Source organism: Bacillus sp. FSL R5-0443, from assembly GCF_038608285.1.
Classification (GTDB): Bacteria; Bacillota; Bacilli; order Bacillales; family Bacillaceae; genus Bacillus; species Bacillus velezensis.
On sequence record NZ_CP152013.1, the window covers coordinates 2,582,606 to 2,605,199 of the forward strand.

The following is a 22,594-nucleotide window of genomic DNA, read 5'->3' on the forward strand; positions in this document are numbered from 1 at the left end:
CCAATGAAAGCAGCATGGATGGAAAGGACATATCTGATTGACGGGTGTCCGTTTTATACGAAACACCGTAAAGGCGCCGGCGAAGTGACGATCGTCTTTGAAGCCGGCTACGGCACTTCTTCTGAAACATGGACATCATTACTCGCTGACATAGATGAAGAATTTGGGGTTTTCACATATGACAGAGCCGGAATCGGCAAAAGCGGACAAAGCCGAAACAAGAGAACGGCGGACCACATGGTACAGGAATTAAACGCTCTTCTTCTGAAGGCCGGCGTTAAGCCTCCTTATCTTGTCGTCTCGCATTCATACGGCGCGATTATCAGCAGACTTTGGGCGAGCCGGAACCGCCGGGATATTCTCGGGATGGTGATGCTTGATCCGGTTTCTGAAGATCAGGAGACGAAAGTGCTTCCGCTTCTTCCCGAAGAAATGAAAGCCGCCTATTTGAAACAGTTCATATTGGAAGGATCACACGCGGAATTTTTGACGAGCCTTCGTCAGATCAAGCATCAGCAGATTCATTTCGGCGATATGCCGCTGTTGATTTTATCATCGGGAGAGCGGGATGAGCGTTTAAAGCACGCTCATGAACAATGGGTGAAACTGCACAGAAGCATGCTTGATGTCTCTTATCAAAGCGGATGGATTCAGGCCAAAAACAGTTCTCATGCCATTCACCACGATGAACCGCACATCGTCCACCTTGCCATTTATGATGTTTGGTGCGCGGTGCGCCAGCAAATGAATGCTCCTGCCTATCAGGCGGTAAACTGATAAAACAAAAGCCATTGTGCAACGGCACAATGGCTTTTGTTATCGTGATCTATTTTGTCTCACGATGCAACGTATACTTTTTCAACCGGGGTGAATACTTTTTCATTTCTAACCGGTCCGGATTCGTCCGTTTGTTCTTCGTCGTAATATAATTTCTGTCCCCTGTCTCTGTACAGGCCAATGTAACATTCACACGCATCATTTTCACCTCTTTAAATCGTAATTATTACGTTTTATTATATCTCACCAGAAAAAAATGTCAAGCGTCCATTTTTTAAGACCGCTCCACAGTGACCTCCATGAAGTCAAATGCGATCTTACTGTTTTCAAATACCGCTTTCGCCTCATGTTCGAGACGCTCTATCGGCGATTCACCCTGATACCTTGCGCTGATATGAGTTAAGATCAGCTGTTTGGCGCCTGCTTTTTTTGCCGTTTGCGCAGCCTGTTCTGTCGTCGCGTGATAATAATTATGTGCGAGCTTTGCATCTTCCTTGGCAAATGTCGCTTCATGAACAAGCACATCCGCATTGCGCGCCAGCTCCGTTACCCGCTCTGATGCCCTCGTATCCCCGGAAAAAGCGACGATTCTCCCTTTTTTCGGGGGTTCCAAAAAATCCCGCCCGTTAATGATTCTGCCATCGTCAAGTGTGACCGTTTCGCCTTTTTTGATTTTCTGATAGACGGGTCCGGGCGGGATATTCATTTCTTTTAATCTGCCGGCCTGCAATGCGCCGGGAATATCCTTTTCCTGAACCCGGTAGCCGAACGCTTCCACGCCGTGAATGACGGATGCTGCAGTAACAATGAATTGCTCATCTTCAAAAACCGTCCCCTCTTCGATTTCATGTACGGTAAGAGGATACGTCAGATGAGTCACCGTCACGTTCAGGCTTGTTTCGATAAAGGCTTTAATGCCTTTTGGCCCGTAAATCGTCAGCTCTTCTTCACCGCCCTGAAATGAACGGCTCCCCAACAGACCCGGTAGACCGTAAACATGGTCGCCGTGAAGGTGGGTGATGAAAATCTTCTCAATTTTCCTCGGTTTGATTGTTGTATGTAATATCTGATGCTGAGTGGCTTCTCCGCAATCAAACAGCCATACGGAACGCCTTTCTTCAAGAAGCTTCAGCGCGACGGACGTTACGTTTCTCGTCTTTGCCGGCATGCCGGCCCCCGTCCCTAAAAATAATAATTCCACAATGCTTCCTCCTAGATCTTTGTACTACTAAGGATACAGGATCAGGCTGAAAATGTGAATTCACCCGGGCCTTCTCCGGCCTGATTAATTTTTTTCCGCAAACCGCAAAAAACAGGCTGAAATGTTTGCTTTCAACGAATTTTAGATTTAAAATGAAGGAAATATGCGGGGTTTTAAACCATGCTTCAGATAAAGTGAGGTACTCTAAGTGAAAACAAACGACAAACCAAAAGCAGTAATTGTAATATTTGGTGCCACAGGGGATTTGGCAAAACGAAAACTTTACCCATCCATTCACCGTTTATATAAAAATGGTCAAATTGGTGAAGAGTTTGCAGTTGTAGGTGTTGGAAGAAGACCTTGGTCAAACGAGGACCTCCGGGAAACCGTTAAAACGTCTGTTTCTTCTGCCGGGCAAAAAGACATAGACGATTTCACATCTCATTTTTATTACCATCCGTTTGATGTAACGAATCCGGGTTCCTATCAGGAGCTGAATGTCCTGCTTGATCAGCTTGAACATACATATGAAATCCCGAACAACAGAATGTTTTACTTGGCGATGGCTCCTGAGTTTTTCGGCACTATCGCAAAATCACTTAAAAACGAAGGTGTCACAGCGACAAATGGCTGGTCCCGTCTCGTCATTGAAAAACCGTTCGGCCATGACCTGCCGAGTGCGAAAGAGCTTAACAAAGAAATACGCGAAGCTTTCACGGAAGATCAAATTTACCGGATCGACCATTACTTAGGCAAACAAATGGTTCAAAATATCGAAGTCATCCGGTTTGCGAATGCGCTGTTTGAGCCGCTGTGGAATAACCGCTACATCTCAAACATCCAGATTACGTCAAGTGAGGATCTCGGCGTTGAGGATCGTGCGAGATATTACGAGAAATCAGGCGCACTCCGTGACATGGTTCAAAACCATATTTTACAAATGGTCGCTCTCTTGGCGATGGAACCGCCGATTAAACTGAACACGGAAGAAATCCGCAGCGAAAAAGTGAAGGTGCTGAGAGCTCTCCGCCCTGTCGCTCCAAACGAAGTGAGTGACTTCTTCGTCCGCGGACAATACCAAGCGGGAACGATTGACGGAAACGCTGTACCGAGCTATACAGATGAACAAAATGTAGCACCGGATTCCAATACGGAAACATTCGTGTCCGGAAAGCTGTTAATCGATAACTTCCGCTGGGCCGGCGTTCCGTTTTATATCCGCACAGGGAAACGGATGAAAGAAAAATCAACGAAAATCGTCGTTCAATTTAAAGACATTCCGATGAACCTTTATTACGGCAATGAAACGAATGTAAATCCGAACCTGCTTGTCATCCATATTCAGCCGGATGAAGGCATCACACTATATCTGAACGCTAAAAAATTAGGCGGAGCCGCTCATGCTCAGCCGATTAAGCTGGATTACTGCAGCAACTGCAGTGACGAAATGAACACACCGGAAGCCTATGAAAAATTAATCCATGACTGTCTGCTCGGTGATGCGACAAACTTTGCCCATTGGGACGAAGTGGCGCTTTCATGGAATTTCGTCGATGCGATTTCCGAAACGTGGGCAGCCGATAAAACCCTTTCTCCGAATTATGAAGCCGGGTCAATGGGACCGAAAGCTTCGGACGATCTTCTTGAAAAAGACGGTCTCCACTGGTGGAATATATAAGAAAACATTAAAAACCGCGGCGCCGTTCATGACGGCCCGCGGTTTTTAATATTAGAAAAGCCCCCGCAATAACTGCGGGGGCTTCTTCATTACTTCATCCATTCAGTATGGAAAATGCCTTCTTTATCTGTGCGTTCATACGTATGCGCGCCGAAGTAATCACGCTGCGCTTGAATCAAGTTTGCAGGAAGCACTGCCGTACGGTAGCTGTCGTAATACGCAAGTGCGCTTGAGAACGAAGGTACCGGCACGCCTTGGGCTACGGCAAGTGAAATCACTTGGCGAAGGGCGCCTTGGTAGCTTTCTGCAATGTTTTTGAAGTAGCTGTCTAACAGCAGGTTGTCAAGCTCCGGTTCACGGTCATATGCGTCTTTGATCTTTTGCAGGAACGCCGCGCGGATGATACAGCCGCCGCGGAAGATCATCGCGATTTCACCGTATTTCAGATCCCAGTTATACTCTTCAGACGCGGCTTTCATTTGGGCGAAGCCTTGTGCGTAAGAACAGATTTTACTCATGAAGAGCGCTTTTCTGACCGCTTCAATCAGCTCTTCTTTATTTTCAGTGACCGGCTTAACGTCTGGTCCGGACAGAAGGCTGCTTGCTTTCACACGCTCTTCTTTCATTGCGGAAATGAAACGCGCAAAAACAGATTCAGTGATAATCGGAAGCGGCACGCCTAAGTCAAGAGCGCTTTGGCTTGTCCATTTACCCGTTCCTTTTTGGCCTGCTTTATCAAGGATCACGTCAACAAGCGGTTTGCCCGTTTCTTCATCTTTTTTAGTGAAAATGTCAGCCGTGATTTCGATCAGATAGCTGTCAAGCTCTCCTTTGTTCCACTCAGCGAATACTTCGTGAAGCTCTTCGGCAGACAATCCGAGCACCTGTTTCAAAATGAAATATGACTCAGAGATCAGCTGCATGTCACCGTATTCGATACCGTTGTGCACCATTTTTACATAGTGCCCCGCTCCGTCCGGGCCGATGTATGTCGTACAAGCTTCTCCGTCCACTTTAGCAGAAATGGCTTCTAGAATCGGTTTCACGAGTTCGTGCGCTTCCTTTTGGCCGCCCGGCATAATAGAAGGCCCTTTCAGCGCTCCCTCTTCACCGCCTGATACACCCGTTCCGATAAAGTGAATGCCGCTTTCGGCAAGCTCTTTGTTCCGGCGCTGTGTATCTTTATAGTATGTATTTCCGCCGTCAATCAAAATATCGTCTTTTTCCAGATGAGGAAGAAGAGATTGAATCGTCGCATCCGTTGCAGTTCCCGCTTTAACCATTAATAAAATTTTACGGGGTGTTTCAAGAGACTGGACAAACTCCTCAATGCTGTATGTACCGACAACATTTTTGCCTTTTGCCTCTTCTAAAAACTCTTCCGTTTTGCTGCTTGATCTGTTGTATACAGACACAGAAAATCCCCGGCTTTCGATGTTAAGAGCCAGATTTTTACCCATTACCGCAAGACCGATAACTCCGATTTGTTGTTTTGACATATTCTAACGTCCCTTCTTCAAACGTTTAACCATTTTAAAATTTAAATTAAAATAAAATGATATTTATACTAAAGAAATTATCATACATAACCCCTTTTTTCAAGTTATTCACCTTTTCTTTTCATCCTGAAAAAAGTCTCTGTTAAAGCTCGTTCCCCTTGTTTTGCTTTCTTCTTTTTTTATAACGGCGCCTTTTCTGATCAGGTTTTGGCCGTACTTTTCATTCAGCTCGTTCATCATCTGAAAAATCGGCTCATCCTTTGCGTCCTCCTTGAATGAAAACAGATCAAGCTGTTTATACGCCTGCTGTTTTTCAACCAGTTCCGTTCCGGTGATGCCGAGAAGCCTTACCGGATTTTGGTTCCAGTGCTTGTCAAACAGTTCCATCGCCGCTTCCATGATGTCTTTTTTCTGATCAGCCGGATTGCTGAGGGTCATGCTTCTTGTGACCGTTTTCCAATCCGCATACCGAATCATGATGAACAGCCGGCAGGCCATGACCTCCTTACGCTGGAGCCGTTCGCTCACAGACAGCGCGAGCCGGTCAAACACGCCCGTTAATTCATCCCAGTCAGCCGAATCATGCGACAGGGTGGATGAGTTGCCGACGCTTTTAAATTCATATATCCGCTCGGGATTGACTTCTGCAGGATGGATGCCGTTCGCTTTATCCTTCAGCCTCGGGCCGTTTATGCCGAGAAGCGTTTTCAGCGCATGTTCATCTCCTTTTGCCAAATCACCGATCGTTTTGATGCCGAGCGTTTTTATTTTTTCCGCAGTTTTCGTTCCTATACCGTGCATCTCTTCAATCGGAAGAGGCCATAAGACGTCCGGCAGCTCTCTTTTTCTTAAAATGGTGATGCCGAGCGGTTTTTTCATGTCAGAAGCCATTTTGGCGAGAAATTTATTCGGGGCGATGCCGATGCTTGACGGAAGCAAAAGCTCTTTTTGCAGTCTCGCCTGAATGTCTTCGGCTGTCTCATACGCCCTGTGGCTGTGCGGTGTGTCCGTAATATCCATGTATCCTTCATCAATAGAAACAGGCTCGACTAAATCCGTATACTCCCTCAGAATGCTGAACATTTCTTTTGACGAACTCCGATAGCGGTCAAAATTCGGAGGCACGACGATGAGTTCCGGACAGAGGCGTTTTGCCCGCCACACCGGCATGGTGGTCTTTACGCCCCGCGCTCTCGCTTCATAGCTGCAGGTGACGATGATTCCTTTCCGTTCCTTCACGTTTCCGGCAACGGCGATAGGTTTTCCTCTTAAAGACGGATCATACGCCATTTCTACGGAGGCATAAAAACTGTTCATATCGATATGAAATATAATTCTCCCTTTTCCGGCCACTCCCGGCGCCTCCTTTCCTTTCATAGACAACCTTATATATATGTAGTAAAATAAGAGCTGAATGGATGTGATAAAATGATTCTTGAGTCAATGAATGACTTTTTATTTTTAGTCGATTTTTTCACAATTATTCTTCCCGCTCTGACCGCGATCGGCATCACTTTTCTATTGCGTGAGCGCCGCGCAGGCGAGCATTGGAGAACGAAACGAATAGATGAACATCAAGCAGTCGTTCAGCTGAACCGAACAGACTTTCTTATTATTATATATCATCGCATTACAACTTGGATACGTAAAGTCATCCGCATGAATTCACCGGCGAATGATGATGAAGATGTCAGCTTCCTCCTTTTATAACGGCAAGTGAAGATAAAAAGGAGGAGACATAATTGTCTAAAACATATCAAAAATGGATCGCATTCGGATTGTTTTTTATCGTACTGTGCACAGGCCGCTCGGCTTTTGCAGCGACATCTCAGACTCAGACGGGAGGCCTCGGGAATATCGGTTTTTTCCACGATTACCTGATCGAGCCGTTTTCGGCACTTTTAAAAGGTGTGGCGGGCCTGTTCCACGGTGAGTACGGATTGTCGATTATTCTGGTGACGATTATCGTCCGGATCGTTGTACTGCCTTTGTTTGTGAACCAATTTAAGAAACAGCGGGTGTTCCAGGAAAAAATGGCTGTGATCAAACCGCAGGTCGACAGCATTCAGGCTAAAATGAAACAAACGAAAGATGCGGAGAAACAAAAAGAACTGCAAATGGAAATGATGAAGCTTTACCGTGAGCACAATCTGAATCCGATGGCAATGGGATGTCTTCCGATGCTGGTGCAATTCCCGATTTTGATCGGTTTTTATTACGCCATCCGCTCAACGCCGGAAATCGCTTCACACTCATTTCTGTGGTTCAGCTTAGGGCATTCTGATATTCTTGTATCACTGTGCGCGGGGGCCATGTATTTCTTACAGGCTTATATTTCCCAAAAATTAAACGAGAAATATTCACCGGCTGCTCAAAATCCGGCCGCGATGCAGTCAGCAAAAATCATGGTCTTTATTTTCCCTGTCATGATGACCGTTTTTTCACTTAACGTACCGGCTGCGCTGCCGCTTTACTGGTTTACAAGCGGACTGTTTTTGACAGTGCAGAATGTACTTTTACAGCAGACGCATCATAAAAAGAAACAAGCTGCGGCTCAGGCGGAGCCCGCCAAATCATAATACTGAAACCCTGCCCGAACCTATCCGGCAGGGTTTTTTCTTGTATCTGCAAGGCTTTAAACCAATTATCATGAAGAATGAAAAAAGCACCCAAACAACTGGGTGCTTCGTTTTTAGTTGGCCGCTGTTTCGATAATGGCAACGACCATTTCCGCCGTTTTGACGAGCTCTTCAATCGGCATTTTTTCATTTTTCGTATGGATTTGTTCATAGCCTACTGACAGGTTGACTGTCGGAATGCCGTGGCCGGCAATGACGTTTGCGTCACTTCCGCCGCCGCTTGTCTGAAGTTCGCTCGGCCGGCCGATTTTTGCCGCCGCTTTTTTCGCGACTTCCACAACCTGATCGCCGTCCTGATATTTGAAACCCGGATACATGACCGCGATGTCCACTTCCGCGCGGCCTCCCATCTCAGCTGCAGCAGATTCGAAAGCTTCTTTCATTTTCTGCACTTGCGCTTCCATTTTTTCAGGCACTAATGAACGCGCTTCAGCCAGAATATCAACCTGATCGCAGACGATATTGGTTTGCGTGCCGCCTTCGAAACGTCCGATATTAGCCGTTGTTTCTTTATCAATACGGCCGAGCGGCATTTTAGAGATTGCTTTTGATGCGATTGTAATCGCGGAGATGCCTTTTTCCGGTTCTACCCCCGCATGAGCCGTTTTCCCGAAAATGGTTGCTCTCACTTTCGCTTGTGTCGGTGCGGCTACAATAATGTTGCCGACTTTTCCGTCTGAATCAAGCGCAAAACCGTATTTCGCGGTAATGTCTGAACGATCCATTGCTTTTGCCCCGACTAATCCCGATTCTTCTCCGGCCGTGATAATGAATTCAATGGTGCCGTGCTCGATGTTTTGTTCTTTCAGCACTTTAATGGCTTCAAACATTGCGGCAAGTCCCGTCTTATCATCAGCGCCGAGAATCGTCGTGCCGTCGGATTTTACATAGCCGTCTTCCACAATCGGCTTAACGCCTTTGCCCGGGACAACCGTGTCCATGTGCGATGTGAAATAAATCGTATCCGCATCTTTTGTGCCCTTTAACGTACAGATTAAGTTGCCGGCTCCATGCCCCGTCACTTCTTTTGTATCATCTTCTTTTACGCTCAATCCTAAATCAGTGAATTTTTGTTTGAGCACCTTGCTGATTTCCGCTTCATGTTTTGTCTCTGAATCAATTTGAACGAGTTCAAGAAATTCTTCAAGCAGACGTTTTTCGTTTACCATTTTCAGTTCCCTCCGTTTAAAGCGGTATATTACCGTGCTTTTTTTTCGGTCTTTCCTCTTCCTTATGCGCAAGCATGTCAAATGCCTGAATCAATTTTTTCCTCGAGTCTTCCGGCCGGATGATATCATCCACCATTCCGCAGGCCGCCGCTTTATACGGACCGGCGTTTTCCTTTTCGTATATGGCTTTTTTTTCGCGCTTCGTTTTCTCCGGGTCCTCAGAAGCCTGTATGTCTCTGCTGTATAAAATCGACGCCGCGCCTTCCGCTCCCATCACGGCGATTTCCGCATTGGGCCAGGCGAATACAAGATCTGCCCCGAGCCCTTTCGAATTCATGGCGACATAGGCGCCTCCGTAAGCTTTTCTGATGATGAGCGTCACTTTCGGCACCGTCGCTTCGGCAAAAGCATACAGCAATTTTGCTCCGTGACGGATGATTCCCGCATGTTCCTGCTGAAAGCCCGGAAGAAATCCCGGAACATCAGCGATCGTCAATAGCGGAATATGAAACGCGTCACAAAAACGGATGAATCTCGACGCTTTGTCAGCGGCATCAATCGTGAGGCTCCCCGCCAAGTGTTTCGGCTGGTTTGCGACAACACCGACTGTACGCCGTCCGAGTTTCAGAAAACCGACAGCAATGTTTTTGGCAAAATACGGCTGAATGTCAAAAAACGTTCCGTCATCCGCCAGCTCTTTTATTACCTGTAACACATCGTAAGGTTTCGAACTGTCCGCGGGAACGAGGGTGTTTAATAACGGTCTGGCGTCTTCCTTTTTAACGGGTGATGCCGTCTGTCCGCCGTGCGGGAGATAAGAAAGCAGGGTTTTCACAGCGGAAAGAGCCTCTTTTTCCGTTCGTGCGGAATAGTGGGCATTTCCGCTTATCACATTATGTATTCCCGCACCGCCTAAACTTTCCGCGTCAATCTGTTCACCCGTCACCTGTTCAATGACTTTCGGGCCTGTAATAAACATGTGCGACGTATGTTCCGCCATAATCACAAAATCCGTCAATGCGGGTGAATAAACAGCACCGCCGGCACACGGCCCAAGGATGACAGAAATTTGCGGAATCACTCCCGAGTAAAGGACGTTGCGCCTAAAGATATGACCGTATCCATTTAATGATACCACACCCTCTTGAATTCTCGCACCACCTGAGTCGTTCAGCCCGATGATCGGAGTTTTATTTTTCGCCGCCAGATCCATTACCGCCGCGATTTTTTCCGCATGTGTCTCGCCGAGCGTCCCGCCGAGTACGGTAAAGTCATGGGCAAACAAATACACGGGCCGTCCGTCAATTGTGCCGTATCCGGTAACAACGCCGTCTCCCGGAGCATTCTGGCATCCGGGCATGCGGCTTTTGGCAAACGGCTGCAGCTCTGAAAAACTGTCTTCGTCCAATAAATAGTCAATTCTTTCTCTTGCCGTCAGCTTGCCTTTTTTGTGCTGTTTTTCATTTTTTTCCGCTCCGCCGCCGTTTGTTAAAAAGGAACGTCTTTCGTTTAAGTGTCTGATATGATCACTCATGCTCATCTTGAGTTTCTCCTTTTTCAATTGTTTCACAAAGCTCAATCAGGACCCCGTTCGCCTCTTTTGGAGAGAGAAATGCGATCTTCTTCCCGCCCGCTCCGTTTTGCGGTTCATGATGGATCAAAGTCATGCGGCATGCTTCAAGCTCCTTGATCGTTTCCTTCATATCGGCGCAGCGGAATGCCAAATGATGCAGCCCTTCGCCTCTTTTCTGTAAAAAAGAGCTGACGGGAGACGCGTCCGACAGCGGCTCAATCAGCTCAAGCTTTGTGCCTCCCGCCTCTAAAAAAGCAACTCTCACATTTTGGCCGCTTACCAGCTCGTCTCCCATATACGTAAGCCCGAGCATCCGTTCGTAAAATCCTCTCGCAGCTTCAATAGAGCTGACGGCAATGCCGACATGATCAAGTTTTTTCATAGCGCGGCCACCTGCTTTCCGCCATAGGATATGGCTTGTTCATACAAGCAAAACACGTTAAAATGATAGACAGTAATCTTAAGGAGTGAAACAATGTCTCAAAAATTTATGAAAAGCGCCGTCATCGTCATTTTGGGCGTATTTATACTTTCAACCCTCCTCTCAGGCATTATGATGTATTTGCGGTAAAAAAGCAGGCGCCTCATTGCAAGGGGGTTTCCTGCTTTTTTATGAGGGCTTTCCGCTCTATTGCAATGTCCTCGAATGAGCGGTTTTCTTTTGTAATCAACACTTTCGTTCCGGGAGGGATAATCCGAAAAATACGGATGACATCCCGGTTTTTCATACGGATGCAGCCGTTTGACACAAACCCCCCGATCAGCTCTTCTCTGTTTGTTCCGTGAATGCCGTATATCCTGCCGTCGGTTCCTTTCGCGTCAAAGCCGATCCAGCGGACACCGAGCGGGTTTTCCGGCGCGCCTCCCTCTACATTTTTCTTCCGGTAATACGGATTGACGGCTTTGACCGTTACCGTAAATTCTCCTTCAGGCGTCAAATCATCCGTTTTTCCCGTCGCCACCTGATAAATGCCTTCTATTCGGTTATCCTTCACAACAGCAAGCGCATTTGTGGCTTTATTGACGATAATATAAGGGTCACCCGGCAAAGGGTTTGCGCCAAGCGGCCAAAGCGGAGACAGCAGCAGGGCGGCTGACAATAAAAAAAATCGCATGGGCTCCCCTCCTTTTTTCATTAGAATGACCAATGAAAGGAGGACTCATGCGATTGATCCATATGTTTTTTACAGCTTGATGCCTTTGAAATAACTTTTAATCACGAGATATTGTTCCATCTCACCGAGGAGGTGGAACAAAGCCGCCCGCGCTTCAAACTCCTCGCGCGTTGCCGGGAGCGGCATTTCTTCAAATTCCGTTCTCATTTCTGCAAGTCTTTTTAAAAATTTATGAGCAGTATTTCCGGGATGAATGGCTTCCCTTAATTCATGGATGAAATGGGCGATTATTTTGCCTTGCTCCACCGTTATTGAAATAGAGGTAATCTTCGGCAGCAGCCGTTCAATGATTTCAAATTGTTTCTGTCTCATCTTAAAATAATGATAGTAGAGATTTTCATGGCGCAAAATATGATTCTGCACGTCCCGATAGGCGAGGTTTTTCGCCTCTTGAATCATCTGATGCGTCTCCGGTATTTCCTTCCCCGACCAATCTTGCTCACCAGTTAACAAATACCGTTCGATTTCGGCGAAGATGACGGAAAAGTTATCCTCGATTTTTTTCCGGTACGCCGCGAGTTTTCTGTCGAGGCTCGGCATATACAGATTCATTAACAGCGCGACGCCGATACCTACGGTAATCAGCTGGAACTCATTCCAGATAAACGCCATCGTAATGCCGCCGGACATATATAAATGAAGAATGATTACTGAGCTGGTGACGATCCCTTCGTTTATTTTTAAAACGACTGTAGTCGGAATGAACAGCACCAGCAATATTCCGATCGCAAACGGATAATAGCCGATCAGTCCGAAAAAGACATATGAGAAGACGATCGCCAATAAACAGGCGGCAAATCGGGCCCACGAGGCCTGAAGCGACCGCTTTTGCGTAATCTGGATGCACAATATGGTGATGATTCCTGCGGATGCGAAGTTTTGCAGATGCAACAGCTGGGCTAAATAAATGGCCAGCGCCGTTCCAAGTGCGGTCTTTAGGGTGCGGTAACCGATTTTAAACATTGCTTGCTCCATTCTGTTTGTTTCTTTCTCAAAAAAAAAGAAGAAGAGCATTCTTCTTCTTTTCTTCCAGTTATATTTTATAATATTTTTTCTAAAAAGTCCTGTGCTCTTTTTGACTTCGGAGAAAGAAAAAATTCTTCCGGCTGCCCGTCTTCCACGATCGTCCCTTCATCCATGAATAATACGCGGTCTGCCACTTCTTTGGCAAATCCCATTTCGTGCGTTACGATCACCATCGTCATGCCCGTCTGCGCGAGCTCTTTCATCACCTCAAGAACTTCTTTGACCATTTCCGGGTCAAGAGCCGAGGTCGGTTCATCAAACAGCATGATGTCAGGATTCATGGCAAGCGCACGCGCGATGGCGACCCGCTGCTTCTGTCCGCCTGACAAACGGTTCGGATAGTCGTTCTGTTTGTCAAGCAGTCCGACTTTTTCAAGGAGGGCGCACGCCTTTTCCTCCGCCTCGTTTTTAGACTCTTTCTTCACGCTGACTGGCGCGTATGTGATATTTTCAAGCACCGTTTTATGAGGAAACAAATGAAAATGCTGAAATACCATGCCGATATTTTCCCGCACTTTCAGTTTATTCGTTTTAGCTGCGGTAATTTCATTTTCTTTAATGGCAATCGTTCCGCCGCTCGGGGTTTCCAGCAGATTTAAGCAGCGCAGAAACGTTGATTTGCCGGAACCGGAAGGGCCGATGACAGCGACGACTTCCCCTTCTTCGATCTGTGTTGAAATGTTTTTTAGTACTTCATGTTTCCCGAATGATTTTGACAGGTTGTCGACCTTAATCATTGGCTTTCAGCTTCCTTTCTACGCCTTTTCCGATGAATGCTAAGATCAAAACGAGCACGTAATAGATTAAGCCCGCCACAATAAGAGGTTCTAAATAGTTGTATGTTGCGGCGCCGGACTGGTAGGCCCGTCTCATAATGTCGCCAAGACCGATAACTGTGACGATCGCCGATTCTTTCGTTAAGGTGATTAATTCGTTAATAATAGCCGGAGAAATGTTTTTAAACGCCTGCGGCAGCAGCAGATCTTTCATCATTTTTCCGTACGGCACGCCGAGAGCGACGGCAGCCTCTTTTTGTCCTTTGTCAATTGCGTTGATTCCCGCTCTGATAATTTCAGAGACGTAAGCGGCTGAATTGAGCGATAATGCAGTGACCGCCGCCCAAAATTGATCGATCTGAAAGCCCAGAAGCTGCGGCATACCGAAATAGATGATCATCAGCTGCAGCACGAGCGGCGTGCCGCGGAATATCGAAGTATAAAAATCCGCAATCCATTTCAGCGGACTGATCGTGCTGATTTTAAATAAGCTGAGCACGATGCCTAATACAAGACCGATGACCGCCGAAACGAGCACAATTTTCAATGTGACCGCAAGGCCTTCCAATATAAAAGGAATTTGGGGGATTGTCGCTGAGAAATCCAAATTCATACGTGTGATCTCCTTTGTCTTTATTCAAGATAAAAAGCTCAACGAAAAGTTGAGCTTTCTTTTATTTCTCGTTGGTGAACCATTTTTTCTTCAGTTTTTCGATTTCTCCGTTTTTCTCCATTTCTTTCAGCGCTTTGTTGAACTTCGCTGTCAGATCACTGTCTTTGCGGAACGCAATCGCGGAACCCGATTCGTCTGATTTCGCATCTGCTGACGCAAAGCCCTGCAGATCTTGATTTGAACTGAAATAGCCTTGTGCTACGATGTCTTCGATAATCGCGGCATCAAAACGCCCGGATTTGATCTCTTCGGTTAAGTCTGAGATCCGGTTGCGGTCTTCGAGCTGAAAACCGTATTTCGAAGCGAGCTTCTTGCCTTTTTCCTCTTGAATGGAGCCGAGCTGAACACCGACGGTTTTGCCTTTCAGATCATTCAAGGATTTCATGCTGCTTCCCTTTTTCGTAACGATCATATTGTTAGCAGTATAATAAATATCAGAAAAATCAACTTGCTTTTTCCGTTCCGGTGTAGGTGTCATTCCAGATAAAATCATATCTACCTGCTTGGACTTCAAGGCTGTAATCAGGCTGTTGAAGTCCATGTCCTGCACCTCAACGTCATAGCCGGTCTTTTTGCCCAGAGCTTTTGCCAGATCAACGTCAAACCCGGTGATCTGATCGCCGTCTTTATATTCAAATGGTTTATAGTCAGCCGATGTACCCATAATCAGCTTGTTCTTTCCGCCCTCTGAGCCTGAATTGCCTGATCCGCAAGCGGACAGCGCAAAGGTGATACATGCGGCAGCTAATACCAACAGCCATTTCTTCATGATTCATTTCCCCCATATCTACTGATCTCTTAAATTTGAATATTTATTCGTTAACTTGTATTTTAAACACTTTTTAATTGTGATGCAATACTATTTTTGAAAAATATATTTTCCTTTCTGTGTTTATTATAGTCATTGTTTTTCAGGTTAGTGACAGCTGAACGCCGATGTATAAATATTTATATTTATACAGATGCCATATAAAAAAACCCTGCAAGCGCTTGGCTCCGGGGTTTTTCTTTCACTTATACTTCTTCACAATATTCTTCAAATGCTTCCTGCAGTTTTGTGACGACGGCCATCGGCTCATGGCCTTCAATTTCATGGCGTTCCACCATTTTCATGATTTTCCCGTCTTTTAAAATGGCAAATGACGGAGAGGACGGCGGATAGCCTTCAAAGTATTCTCTCGCTTTGGCTGTCGCTTCTTTATCCTGTCCGGCAAATACCGTCACAAGCTGATCCGGGCGTTTATCGTAATGTACGGAATGGTACGCGGCAGGCCGTGCAATACCGCCTGCGCATCCGCACACAGAGTTGACCATGACGAGTGTCGTTCCTTTTTTCGAAAGCGCTTCGTCCACTTCCTCAGCGGTTTTCAGCTCTGTATACCCGGCGGCCGTGATTTCCTGGCGGGCTTGACGCACGACATCATTCATAAATAAATTAAAATCCATATTCAACTGGGACCTCTCCTTTTTGATCATCTCTTCTTATGATAGCAAGGAACCTCCCTATCGGCAAATGACACCGCTCATATCCAATTGTTTTTTGTCCCTTTTATGTTCCCGATGTAAGTTTATGACCCTTTAAAAACGGGAAACTTGTTAAGGAGATTGTCTGAAATAAAGGAGCAGTCATATGAGCCAACGGAAAGCAGTTTTAATTTATAACGGAAACGCCGGTCAAAAACAGATTGATAAAACGCTCGGCACGGTCGTCCCCATTTTGGCCCAGTCAGCTGATGAACTTTTGATTAAACCGACCAAACATCAGGATGATGCCCGTCAGTATTGTGAAAATCTCGACAGTTCAGTTGACCATTTATATATTTTAGGCGGAGACGGCACTGTGCATCAATGCATCAACAGCATCAGCAAGCTTGATCACAGACCCGCTGTCGGCATTTTGCCGGGAGGAACGTGCAACGATTTCTCCCGGGCGCTCGGCATCCCGCAAAACCTTCAAAAGGCCGCTGAAGTGCTCGCGGCCGGACATAAACGGATGATTGACGTCTGTAAAACGGATGACGGCTATTTTCTGAACTTCTGGGGCATCGGACTGATCACCGAAGCATCAAGCCATATTAATGAAACTGAAAAAGCATGGCTTGGTAAAATCAGCTACTTCACGAGCGCCTTGCGGACGATGACAAGCGCGAACCCGTTTCCTGTCAAATTGACGATTGACGGCGAGGTGAAAGAAGACGAAGCCGTAATGGTGCTTGTCATGAACGGGCATTATATCGGGACAAACAGAGTTCCCCTGCCTGATGCCAGCCTCCAGGACGGCTTAGCCGATGTGTTAATCTGCCGCAACACAAGCCTTGCCGCGTTGCGGGAGCTGATGACGATGGAGCAGGGTTCGTTTGATGATTTCAAAGGGGAGCTGTCCTATATTCAGGCCTCCAGGATTGAAATCGAAACCGGACGTGAGATGGACGCGGATACAGATGGCGAGGTATACGGAACAACACCTTGTACGATCGAAGTGAAAAAACATCATCTCACTATGATTGTTCCCGAGGATTCACAATGAAAATAAAAAAGCTCCTTTTGCCGCCCGGGCAAAAGGAGTTTTTTTAATAGACGGAAGTATGTTCATCAATGTTTTCTAAGATCTCTTTGACGCGTCCGAGGAATCGGCCGCACACGAGCCCGTCGAGCACTCTGTGATCTAAAGACAGGCAAAGATTAACCATATCACGAACGGCGATCATCCCGTTATTCATGACAACCGGACGTTTGACGATAGATTCTACCTGAAGAATCGCCGCCTGCGGATGGTTGATAATGCCCATAGATTGAACTGAGCCGAAAGATCCCGTGTTATTGACGGTAAATGTGCCGCCCTGCATATCTTCCGCGGTAAGTTTTCCGTTTCTCACTTTTTTCGCAAGGTCCGTTATTTCTCTGGCTATGCCTTTAATCGTTTTTTCATCAGCATGCTTAATAACCGGAACAAACAGCGAATCTTCCGTGGCAACGGCAATGGAGATGTTGATGTCTTTCTTTTGGACGATTTTGTCTCCCGCCCACATGCTGTTCATCTGCGGGAACTCCTTGAGAGCCTGCGCCGCCGCTTTTACAAAGAAAGCGAAAAACGTTAAATTGAAGCCTTCTTTCTGTTTAAATGAGTCTTTAATGCTGTTTCTGTACGCCGTCATGTTCGTGACGTCCACTTCCATCATCGTCCAGGCATGCGGAATTTCTGTTTTGCTTTTATGCATATTGGCGGCGATGGCTTTTCTGACGCCTGTAACCGGAATTTCAATATCACCGGCTGACAGAGCGGGTGCCGGCGCTTGTTTTTGCTGTTGTTTCGGCGCTTGTTGCGTTGTTTGAACGGCAGCCGGCACCGGTGCTTCCGACTTCTGCTTCATTCCCGAATCAATGATCTTTTGAATGTCTTTTCGCGTAATTCTTCCGCCTGCACCCGTTCCTTCAACTTCTTCAAGCTGAATGCCGTGTTCTCCCGCTAACCTGAGCACGGCCGGCGAATAACGCGCTTTATTTGACTGATCTTTACCTTGACGGTTTGCATCTGTGTCTGAAGTGGTATTCTGCTCTTCTTCCCGCTTCGGCGCCTCTTCGGTTTCCGTTTCTTCTGTTTCAATTTTGCAGATGATCTCGCCGACTGCAAGAGTCTGGCCTTCTTCTCCTATAAGTTCTGTAATCGTACCGGTAAAAGAAGACGGCACCTCCGCGTTCACTTTATCCGTCATGACCTCCGCGATGGGGTCATATTTATTCACTTGATCACCGGGGGATACCAGCCACTTGCTGATCGTCCCTTCCGTCACGCTCTCTCCGAGCTGAGGCATAGCCATTTGTTCAATCGCCATGTCAAAAACCTCCTTACGTCTTTAAAACTCCGCTAATTCTCTCATCGCGGCTTCTGCTTTGTCAGGATTCATCATGAAGTATTTTTCCATTGTCGGCGCATAAGGCATTGCCGGAACGTCAGGACCTGCAAGCCGCTTGATCGGCGCGTCTAAATCAAATAAGCAGTTTTCAGAAATAATGGCGGCGACCTCGCTCATAATACCGCCTTCTTTCGTATCTTCTGTGATCAGCAATACTTTTCCCGTTTTAGACGCGGCTCCAATGATGGCTTCTTTATCTAACGGATAAACCGTACGCAAGTCTAATACGTGTGCGGAAATCCCATCTTTTTCAAGACGCTCGGCAGCCTGCAGAGCGAAATGGACGCATAATCCGTACGTAATAACAGTAATGTCGCTGCCTTCGCGTTTTACATCCGCCTTTCCGATCGGAAGGACGTAATCATCCGCAGGTACTTCGCCTTTAATCAGACGGTACGCCCTCTTATGTTCGAAAAACAGCACCGGATCTTCGTCACGGACTGCAGCTTTCAACAGCCCTTTTGCGTCATAAGGAGTTGAAGGCATGACAATTTTAAGGCCCGGCTGGTTGGCAAAAATGGCCTCCACAGATTGGGAATGATACAACGCGCCGTGCACGCCGCCGCCGTAAGGCGCTCTGATGACCATCGGACAGCTCCAATCATTGTTTGAACGGTAGCGTATTTTTGCCGCTTCTGAAATGATTTGGTTGACCGCAGGCAGAATGAAATCGGCAAACTGCATCTCGGCAATCGGGCGCATGCCGTACATCGCGGCGCCGATGCCGACACCGGCAATCGCTGATTCAGCAAGCGGCGTATCCATCACCCGCTCTTCTCCGAACTGTTCATAGAGACCCGCCGTGGCTTTAAACACGCCGCCTTTTCTCCCGACGTCTTCCCCGAGAACAAACACGCGCGGATCTCTTTCCATTTCTTCTTTCATTGCTGCATTAATACTGTCAATATAAGACATTACAGACATAAGTATTCCTCCCTACTTCGCATAAACGTGATCAAGCGTTGATTCAGGAGATGCGTATGGCGCTTTCTCCGCTTCGTCTGTCGCTTCGTTTACGATAGCCATGATGTCATCCAGCATGGTCTTTTCTTCTTCTTCACCTAGAAGCCCGGCTTCTTGCAAGTATGCTTTGTATAAAAGAAGCGGATCTTGTTTCTTCGCTTCTTCTACTTCTTCGCGTTCTCTGTAGCTGCTGTCGTCGTCATCACTGGAATGCGGCGTCAAACGGTAGGAAACCGTTTCTATTAATGTAGGGCCTTCGCCTTTAGACGCCCGTTCGCGCGCTTCTTTTACGACCCGGTAAACTTCCAGCAGGTCGTTTCCGTCAACAGTGACTCCCGGCATGCCGTAGCCTGCCGCCCGGTCGGATATTTTCTCGCACGCCACCTGTCTGTCATACGGGACAGAAATAGCATACTTATTGTTTTCACACATGAAAATGACCGGCAGTTTATACACGGCGGCAAAGTTTGCCCCTTCGTGAAAATCCCCCTGGTTGGAAGATCCTTCTCCAAAGGTAACGAAAGAGACGATATCCTTTTTATCCATGCGTCCCGCAAGCGCGATTCCGACTGCATGAGGAACCTGCGTCGTAACAGGGGATGAGCCCGTTACGATTCTGTTTTCCTTTTGCCCGAAGTGGCCCGGCATCTGCCTTCCGCCTGAGTTCGGGTCAGCTGCTTTCGCAAAACCCGACATCATCAAATCCTTTGCAGTCATACCGAATGCAAGCACAACCCCTATATCTCTGTAGTACGGAAGCACATAGTCGGTATCACGGTTTAAGGCATAGGCCGCGCCTACTTGCGCCGCTTCCTGTCCTTGACATGAAACAACGAACGGAATTTTGCCCGAGCGGTTTAAGAGCCACATTCTTTCGTCGATTTTTCTGGCTAACAGCATGGTTCTATACATTTCAACGGCTTCTTCGTCAGAGAGCCCTAATGCTTGATGGCGGTTTGTAGTCATTCAAACCCCTCCTTCTTTCCTTTTAAAAATGAATCGCGTTTCCGTCTGCGGCTAACGCAGCTTCTCCAATCGCTTCTGACAGCGACGGATGCGGATGTATGGACTGGCCGATTTCCCAAGGCGTCGCGTCGAGCACCTTGGCAAGCCCCGCTTCAGAGATCATATCGGTGACGTGCGGGCCGATCATATGAACACCGAGAATATCATCTGTATTCCGATCGGCGACGATTTTGACAAAGCCGTCGCTTTCTCCGTATACAAGAGCCTTTCCGATCGCCATGAACGGAAACTTCCCGATCTTCAGTTCATGCCCTTTTCGAAGAGCTTCCTCTTCTGTCAGACCGACGCTCGCCGCTTCCGGATTTGAATAAATACATTTCGGCACAAGAGCGGCATCAAGCGGAGCCGGATTAAGACCCGCCATATGCTCAACGGCAATGATGCCCTCACGGGAGGCCACATGCGCAAGCTGCAGCCCGCCGACAACATCACCGATCGCATAAATGTGCGATTCCTTCGTCTGCCCGGCTTCGTTCACGATGATAGAACCGTTTTCCGCTTCAATATCCGTGTTTTCAAGCCCGATCCCTTCAATGTTCGGCTGGCGGCCGATGGAAACAAGCATTTGTTCCGCGTGATACGTTTCTTTTTTTCCATTCTTTTCAGCGGCAATTGAAACGCCGTCCGCTTTTTCCAATGTATCCGGAAGCACTTTCGCACCCGTCACGATCTTAATTCCTTTTTTCGTTAACAGTTTTTCCATCTCGCTTGAAATATCACGGTCTTCCGTCGGCAAAATGCGGTCCGCATATTCAATCACAGTGATATTGACGCCGAAATCCTTCAGCATGGATGCCCATTCAATTCCGATGACACCGCCGCCGACGATCATCATGGAGTGGGGCAGACGTTCAAGCTCTAACGCTTCATCTGATGTCAGAATATATGTACCGTCTGCTTCTAAACCCGGCAGCATTTTCGGCCTTGAACCGGTTGCGATAATCAATTGTTTCGGTATCAGCATGTCGTTTTCTTCACCATTTGCGTATTCGACGGAAACCGTACCGGGAAGAGGTGAGAAGATGGAAGGGCCGAGCATACGTCCGTACCCGTTGAATACATCAATCTTCCCCTTTTTCATCAAGTGGGCGACACCGCCGGCCAGCCGGTCAACGATTCCCTGCTTTCGTTTTTGCACGCTGTCAAAGCGGAGGGAGACACCTTCCGTTTCAATGCCGAATGCTGCCGCTTCCTTTGCGGTTCGGTACACTTCCGCGCTTCTTAACAGCGCTTTACTCGGGATACATCCTTTATGCAGGCATGTTCCGCCGAGCTTTTCTTTTTCTACAACGGCCGTTTTTAAGCCGAGCTGGGCCGCTCTGATGGCGGCTACATAACCGCCCGTGCCGCCGCCCAGAATGACCACATCATACTCAGTCGCCATTTGTTTTCACTCCTTCGCCGATCTGATATTGCTTTGACTGCTCCTCACCGGCTAAAACCCGAAGCGCGCCTTGCGCGAGAGATTGCAGTTCATTTTCTCCCGGGTACACCAGTACATCCGAAATCCAATCTATGTACGATCTGATGGCGGATACGAAACTTTTCCCGTACGCCAATCCGCCCGTCAGGACGATAATGTCTACTTTTCCTTTTAAAACGGCGCTTGCCGCCCCGATTTCTTTTGCTACTTGATAAGCCATGGCGTCATAAATGAGCCTCGCATGCTCATCTCCGGCCTGAATGCGTTTTTCCACCTTCACCGCGTCCGTTGTCCCCAGGTAGCCGGAGAGTCCGCCCGTGCCGACAAGTTTTTTCATCATATCGGCTTTTGAATACTTGCCGGAAAAACACATTTCTACCAAATCACCCGCAGGAACGGTTCCCGCGCGCTCCGGGCTGAAGGGTCCTTCTCCGTGAAGCCCGTTGTTGACATCCGTCACCCGTCCGCAATCATGGACACCGACTGTGGTGCCGCCGCCCATATGAGTGACGATCATCTTCATCTGTTCATACCGTTTGCCGAGGGACGCCGCCGCCTGACGGGCAACAGCTTTTTGATTCAAAGCATGGAAAATGCTTTTCCGCTTGATTTCAGGCATTCCTGATACTTTAGCGAGCGGAGTCATCTCATCCACCACGACCGGATCGACGATATACGCGGGGATATTTAATCCGTCAGCTATTTCCCTGGCAATAATTCCGCCCAGATTAGAAGCATGCTGGCCGTTGTAGCCGTTTTTCAAATCAGTGATCATGGCGTCATTCACTTCATATGTGCCGCCCTCAATCGGTCTGAGCAGGCCGCCCCTGGCACAAACGGCATCGAACTTTGAAATGTTGATGCCCTGTTCGTGCAAAGACTCAAGAATGCTTATTTTTCGAAATTCGTATTGGTCGATGATGCTGTTAAATGTTTTCAGCTCTTCTTCGGGATGCCGCAGCGTCTTTTCAAAGATACAGCGTTCATTGTGAAAGACACCGATTTTCGTTGATGTTGAGCCTGGATTCAGAATGAGAATGCGTTTTTCCTTTTCGAACATTTTCATACCTCCAGATCAAATT

Annotated in this window: 24 protein-coding genes; 6 read left to right on the top strand and 18 right to left on the bottom strand. The window is 47.4% G+C overall.

The features are described from left to right. Nucleotides 1-3: 3 nt before the first annotated feature. Nucleotides 4-777: an alpha/beta hydrolase gene (locus NYE28_RS12710; RefSeq protein ID WP_012117933.1), complete on the top strand. Its 774-nt coding sequence runs from the start codon at nucleotides 4-6 to the stop codon at nucleotides 775-777. A gap of 49 nt (nucleotides 778-826) precedes the next feature. Here the strand turns inward: NYE28_RS12710 and rpmG are convergent, their stop codons facing one another. Together rpmG and rnz are read right to left on the bottom strand one after the other, a co-directional pair. Next, nucleotides 827-976: a 50S ribosomal protein L33 gene (gene rpmG, locus NYE28_RS12715; protein ID WP_003153246.1), complete on the bottom strand. Its 150-nt coding sequence runs from the start codon at nucleotides 974-976 to the stop codon at nucleotides 827-829. Nucleotides 977-1,051: 75 nt separating this feature from the next. Then, entirely contained in the window at nucleotides 1,052-1,978 is a 927-nt protein-coding gene (gene rnz / locus NYE28_RS12720; protein WP_160223164.1) for a ribonuclease Z, read from the bottom strand. Nucleotides 1,979-2,186: 208 nt separating this feature from the next. On the opposite strand from rnz, the gene zwf reads away from it, so the two are divergent. Then, nucleotides 2,187-3,656 (top strand): glucose-6-phosphate dehydrogenase, encoded by a 1,470-nt coding sequence (gene zwf, locus NYE28_RS12725; protein ID WP_012117935.1) that lies wholly within the window; start codon nucleotides 2,187-2,189, stop codon nucleotides 3,654-3,656. An 89-nt stretch (nucleotides 3,657-3,745) separates the two neighbouring features. Here the strand turns inward: zwf and gndA are convergent, their stop codons facing one another. Both gndA and NYE28_RS12735 read right to left on the bottom strand, forming a co-directional pair. After that, nucleotides 3,746-5,155 carry an NADP-dependent phosphogluconate dehydrogenase gene (gene gndA, locus NYE28_RS12730; RefSeq protein WP_007408395.1) on the bottom strand — a complete coding sequence of 470 codons (1,410 nt, stop codon included), beginning with the start codon at nucleotides 5,153-5,155 and terminating at the stop codon, nucleotides 3,746-3,748. Between the two features lie 108 nt (nucleotides 5,156-5,263). Beyond that, nucleotides 5,264-6,508 carry a DNA polymerase IV gene (locus tag NYE28_RS12735; protein WP_012117936.1) on the bottom strand — a complete coding sequence of 415 codons (1,245 nt, stop codon included), beginning with the start codon at nucleotides 6,506-6,508 and terminating at the stop codon, nucleotides 5,264-5,266. A gap of 75 nt (nucleotides 6,509-6,583) precedes the next feature. Between NYE28_RS12735 and NYE28_RS12740 the strand changes: the two genes are divergently transcribed. Continuing rightward, nucleotides 6,584-6,865 carry a hypothetical protein gene (locus NYE28_RS12740; protein ID WP_342490090.1) on the top strand — a complete coding sequence of 94 codons (282 nt, stop codon included), beginning with the start codon at nucleotides 6,584-6,586 and terminating at the stop codon, nucleotides 6,863-6,865. Nucleotides 6,866-6,897: 32 nt separating this feature from the next. Continuing rightward, on the top strand, nucleotides 6,898-7,734 hold the full coding sequence (locus NYE28_RS12745; protein WP_007408393.1) for a membrane protein insertase YidC: 837 nt from the start codon (nucleotides 6,898-6,900) through the stop codon (nucleotides 7,732-7,734). 113 nt (nucleotides 7,735-7,847) lie between these two features. Here the strand turns inward: NYE28_RS12745 and NYE28_RS12750 are convergent, their stop codons facing one another. The 3 genes from NYE28_RS12750 to mce are packed head-to-tail and all read right to left on the bottom strand — an operon-like array spanning nucleotide 7,848 to nucleotide 10,918. Beyond that, nucleotides 7,848-8,963, bottom strand: coding sequence for a tripeptidase T (locus tag NYE28_RS12750; protein WP_003153237.1), 1,116 nt, complete (start codon nucleotides 8,961-8,963; stop codon nucleotides 7,848-7,850). 16 nt (nucleotides 8,964-8,979) lie between these two features. Beyond that, complete coding sequence (locus NYE28_RS12755) at nucleotides 8,980-10,497, bottom strand: acyl-CoA carboxylase subunit beta (RefSeq protein ID WP_124693166.1); 1,518 nt, start codon at nucleotides 10,495-10,497, stop codon at nucleotides 8,980-8,982. Beyond that, nucleotides 10,490-10,918 (bottom strand): methylmalonyl-CoA epimerase, encoded by a 429-nt coding sequence (gene mce, locus NYE28_RS12760; RefSeq protein WP_015240172.1) that lies wholly within the window; start codon nucleotides 10,916-10,918, stop codon nucleotides 10,490-10,492. The genes NYE28_RS12755 and mce overlap by 8 nt, the downstream gene beginning before the upstream one ends. A 93-nt stretch (nucleotides 10,919-11,011) precedes the next feature. Here mce and prli42 point away from each other — a divergent pair, with 93 nt between their 5' ends. Then, nucleotides 11,012-11,107: a stressosome-associated protein Prli42 gene (gene prli42, locus NYE28_RS12765; RefSeq protein ID WP_007408390.1), complete on the top strand. Its 96-nt coding sequence runs from the start codon at nucleotides 11,012-11,014 to the stop codon at nucleotides 11,105-11,107. A gap of 13 nt (nucleotides 11,108-11,120) precedes the next feature. Here prli42 and NYE28_RS12770 read toward each other — a convergent pair whose 3' ends face one another. The 6 genes from NYE28_RS12770 to brxB all read right to left on the bottom strand — a co-directional run bounded on the left by NYE28_RS12770 (nucleotide 11,121) and on the right by brxB (nucleotide 15,638). Then, nucleotides 11,121-11,651 carry a L,D-transpeptidase gene (locus tag NYE28_RS12770; protein WP_003153233.1) on the bottom strand — a complete coding sequence of 177 codons (531 nt, stop codon included), beginning with the start codon at nucleotides 11,649-11,651 and terminating at the stop codon, nucleotides 11,121-11,123. A 69-nt stretch (nucleotides 11,652-11,720) separates the two neighbouring features. Further along, on the bottom strand, nucleotides 11,721-12,674 hold the full coding sequence (locus NYE28_RS12775; protein WP_007408388.1) for an aromatic acid exporter family protein: 954 nt from the start codon (nucleotides 12,672-12,674) through the stop codon (nucleotides 11,721-11,723). Nucleotides 12,675-12,751: 77 nt separating this feature from the next. After that, nucleotides 12,752-13,474 (bottom strand): amino acid ABC transporter ATP-binding protein, encoded by a 723-nt coding sequence (locus NYE28_RS12780; protein ID WP_064115739.1) that lies wholly within the window; start codon nucleotides 13,472-13,474, stop codon nucleotides 12,752-12,754. After that, nucleotides 13,467-14,126: an amino acid ABC transporter permease gene (locus NYE28_RS12785; RefSeq protein WP_003153227.1), complete on the bottom strand. Its 660-nt coding sequence runs from the start codon at nucleotides 14,124-14,126 to the stop codon at nucleotides 13,467-13,469. Before NYE28_RS12785 ends, NYE28_RS12780 begins: the two co-directional genes overlap by 8 nt. A gap of 61 nt (nucleotides 14,127-14,187) precedes the next feature. Further along, a complete protein-coding gene (locus NYE28_RS12790; RefSeq protein WP_007408386.1) occupies nucleotides 14,188-14,955 on the bottom strand; it encodes a transporter substrate-binding domain-containing protein in 768 nt (255 codons plus the stop codon). Between the two features lie 245 nt (nucleotides 14,956-15,200). Beyond that, nucleotides 15,201-15,638 (bottom strand): bacilliredoxin BrxB, encoded by a 438-nt coding sequence (gene brxB / locus NYE28_RS12795; RefSeq protein WP_003153223.1) that lies wholly within the window; start codon nucleotides 15,636-15,638, stop codon nucleotides 15,201-15,203. Nucleotides 15,639-15,816: 178 nt separating this feature from the next. Between brxB and NYE28_RS12800 the strand changes: the two genes are divergently transcribed. Then, a complete protein-coding gene (locus NYE28_RS12800) occupies nucleotides 15,817-16,713 on the top strand; it encodes a YegS/Rv2252/BmrU family lipid kinase (RefSeq protein WP_020956063.1) in 897 nt (298 codons plus the stop codon). Nucleotides 16,714-16,756: 43 nt separating this feature from the next. On the opposite strand, the gene NYE28_RS12805 is transcribed toward NYE28_RS12800, so the two are convergent. From NYE28_RS12805 to buk, 5 genes are read right to left on the bottom strand one after another with little or no spacing between them, the layout of a single operon-like run. Then, nucleotides 16,757-18,019: a dihydrolipoamide acetyltransferase family protein gene (locus NYE28_RS12805; protein WP_342490091.1), complete on the bottom strand. Its 1,263-nt coding sequence runs from the start codon at nucleotides 18,017-18,019 to the stop codon at nucleotides 16,757-16,759. Between the two features lie 21 nt (nucleotides 18,020-18,040). Then, a complete protein-coding gene (bfmBAB, locus tag NYE28_RS12810) occupies nucleotides 18,041-19,024 on the bottom strand; it encodes a 3-methyl-2-oxobutanoate dehydrogenase subunit beta (RefSeq protein ID WP_342490092.1) in 984 nt (327 codons plus the stop codon). 12 nt (nucleotides 19,025-19,036) lie between these two features. Continuing rightward, nucleotides 19,037-20,029 carry a thiamine pyrophosphate-dependent dehydrogenase E1 component subunit alpha gene (locus tag NYE28_RS12815; RefSeq protein ID WP_015240177.1) on the bottom strand — a complete coding sequence of 331 codons (993 nt, stop codon included), beginning with the start codon at nucleotides 20,027-20,029 and terminating at the stop codon, nucleotides 19,037-19,039. Nucleotides 20,030-20,051: 22 nt separating this feature from the next. Next, nucleotides 20,052-21,473, bottom strand: coding sequence for a dihydrolipoyl dehydrogenase (gene lpdA / locus NYE28_RS12820; RefSeq protein WP_052827635.1), 1,422 nt, complete (start codon nucleotides 21,471-21,473; stop codon nucleotides 20,052-20,054). After that, on the bottom strand, nucleotides 21,463-22,578 hold the full coding sequence (gene buk, locus NYE28_RS12825) for a butyrate kinase (RefSeq protein WP_094032254.1): 1,116 nt from the start codon (nucleotides 22,576-22,578) through the stop codon (nucleotides 21,463-21,465). Before buk ends, lpdA begins: the two co-directional genes overlap by 11 nt. Between the last annotated feature and the right edge of the window lie 16 nt (nucleotides 22,579-22,594).